Source organism: Candidatus Eisenbacteria bacterium, assembly GCA_030017955.1.
GTDB lineage: Bacteria > Eisenbacteria > RBG-16-71-46 > JASEGR01 > JASEGR01 > JASEGR01.
The window spans coordinates 1-2,828 of the sequence record JASEGR010000160.1; the positions used below are offsets into that span (position 1 = coordinate 1).

The 2,828-nt window shown below is 52.1% G+C and carries 2 protein-coding genes; both read right to left on the bottom strand.

Annotated features, from left to right (window positions below; all coding sequences use genetic code 11):
- Nucleotides 1–344: 344 nt before the first annotated feature.
- A complete protein-coding gene (locus QME66_13220; GenBank protein ID MDI6809908.1) occupies nucleotides 345–761 on the bottom strand; it encodes a hypothetical protein in 417 nt (138 codons plus the stop codon).
- 507 nt (nucleotides 762–1,268) lie between these two features.
- Nucleotides 1,269–2,669, bottom strand: a complete 1,401-nt coding sequence (locus tag QME66_13225) for a sigma-54 dependent transcriptional regulator (protein ID MDI6809909.1) — start codon at nucleotides 2,667–2,669, stop codon at nucleotides 1,269–1,271.
- Nucleotides 2,670–2,828 lie beyond the last annotated feature (159 nt).

The window sequence follows — 2,828 nt, forward strand, 5'->3', positions numbered from 1 at the left end:
ACCCCCTCATACCCCCTGGCAGTGTGCCTTATGAAACGCCCTGCATTTCGTAAAGCTATTTCTGGGACGGCACACTAACTAAAGGCATTATCGGCAGGTCGCTCACTTCTCGTTAAGAGCGTTCGTCTGCATGTCATCGGCAGGATTGCATTCTGCAATGACTTGAAAACCGGCAGCACCAAGCCGCAATAGATTTGTTCAGAATTCAGGCAAGAACGCGCCTTCTTAAGGAAGTAACATATCTTGTGCCAGGGCTGCGGGGATTGATCAGACAGGACGATTAGGCGGAGAAAAAAGAAAGGGGCAGGTCCTCTACCTGCCCCTTCCCTTATCAATCCAAGAGGCTAATTCGAGTTGGCCAGAGCGTATCTCGAGAAGTGCTTGAGTTCCAGGGAGACTGTGTTTCCCTCTTCAGAATAATTAAGGGAAACTTGTTCCCAGAGACCGGTCTGTTTATTGTACCAAAGACCCAAAACATCCTTCGGCGATACGCCCGTTCCGGCCAGGGAGATGGTCACGACTACCACATCTTCAAAAGAGTTCCACTCAGATGGAGCAATCGTAAGATCCAACATCACTATTGAAGGATCTGGAATAGTAAGGGTCACCCCAACCGGTCCACCGTCCACGTTATCAATGAATCCCGGTTCGAAACCCAGTGTGTATCTATCCAGATTGAATGTCCCACCGGTCGCTTCATCAAAGGTGAACAGTGTCCTAATTGGTCCTTCCGAAACTCCCTTTCCTCCCGGAAGTGGCACCCTTACAAAGTTGGGTGCAGTGATCCCCCCCTGTCAGGAGAAAGCGGATTGTCCTTCCCACAGCCTGTGAGCAGAGCTCCTGCAACGGCAACCACAAAGCTCATGGCAATCAAGTACCTTGCTACACGCGCCATTCGGAACATGGCGAACCTCCTTTCGTTTGTTGACCTGCCCAACTGCTGATCACTCTTCCTGGAATCGCAAGCCGTGTGCCAAAACGGCAGTGCCCGCTGATCCCGGACATCTTTGGCTGATTCAAGTGACCCCGGAAGAACTAGAACTCGTTCGGAGTTATGGCGATATAGGAGAAACGACTTGGAAGGCAGCCCGGAGAACGAATGCCAACCGCGAGTATCGACGAGCGCCAGGTTCCGGGCCGGAAGCGGGTTTTCCCGCATGGGACAAAGGGGACAGCGTCGTATCTTATGGAAACGTAAAGAGATGTGAAAGTGGCTCAAAAGAGCCGCTGAGAGCAAATTTCCCCAGGAGTCCTGCGCGCCTGCGCCGTCAGGTGAAAGATTCCTCCAACGCAGGTTCTATCCGGTACTTCTTCATCCTGTATCTGAGAGTGCCCCTTCCGACACCCAGGAGCTTCGCTGCTTTCACGACGTTCCAGCCGCACTTTTCAAGGGTAGCTTCAATTAGCTTTCTCTCCATGACCTCAAGCGTTATCCCCTCATCTGGAAGCTCAATTCTTACGTCGTCAATACCCGAGCTCATTCCGCCGTGGGGGCCGCTTCTTGGCTCGCCAAGGGGCAGATCGGATGGCTCAATCACACCGCCCTTTGAGAGTAAGACCGCTCTTTCAAGTACGTTCATGAGCTCCCTGACATTCCCCGGCCAGTTGTACTTCCTGATGGCAGCAAGCGCCGTCCGGCTCAGAGAGAGTCCTGGTTTCTTGAAATCTGTCCTGAGTTTTTCGATAAAGTGTCTTGCCAGAAGGACGACGTCATCTCCCCTTTCACGGAGGGGCGGGATTCTCAGCTCAACGACATTCAATCTGTAGTAAAGGTCGCCTCTGAATTTCTTGTTCTCAACGTCCTTTTGGAGCTCTCTGTTCGTCGCCGCAATTATCCGGGCATCGATGGCAATTGAAAGCGAGCCGGCGATTCTTCTCACCATCTTTGTATCGAGGAATCTCAGAAGTTTTGCCTGAAGCTCGAATCCGAGTTCACCAATTTCGTCAAGGAATATTGTGCCACCATCAGCCATCTCAAAAAGTCCGATTTTCTCCCGCCCTGCGTCTGTGAAGGCTCCCTTTTCGTGACCGAATAGCTCGCTTTCGAGGAGATTGTCCGGTATGGCAGCGCAGTTCACATCAACAAAAGGTCCATCCCTCCTTCTGCTCCCCGCGTGTATTGCTCTTGCAATGAGTTCCTTTCCGGTTCCACTTTCTCCACGGATAAGCACGGAGGTGGCGTCCGATTCGCTCACCCTTCTCGCGACATCGAGCGTCTCCTTGAAGCCCTCGCTCACACCAATTATTCTTTCGAACCCAAACTCTTCCAGAGTCGCTCTGGAGAGTGCATCTCTTGTCTTTCTCTTCCGTATGCTCCCGAGAGCCACTGAGATGACTGATGAGAGGGTCTCGAGGTCAAATGGTTTCGGAACGAAATTTCTCACGCCTATGGTGAATGCATCGCGCCCGGAGTTCAGGGATGATCCATCGGTTAGAAGGATGATTTGGAGAGAAGGATGTTTCTTTTTGAGCTTTCGCAGAAGCTCGATGTCCCGATCACCTGCAGGTGCATCTATTACCGCTAGCTCGGGTTTTCCTTCTGCGGCAATCTCCAGACTGGATTCCAGCGTGGGAGTGTAGAGACCCCTTACTGCCTTTCGAGCCAGAAAGGGATGCAGTTCTGTCAGCAGCCTTTCATCTTTGCTTACAATCAGGATTGAGAGTTCCATGCCGATTCCTTCATCGGCATTCCCACCAGGCAGCATTAGCTGCGGGGGGAGACACTCAATCTACCTTGGAACCTGTCCGACCTGTTAGTGTCGTGTCCCGAAAGTTCCTTGTCTATGTCTTTGCCCCCGGACACGACACTTTCATAGGGGCTTCTCGCC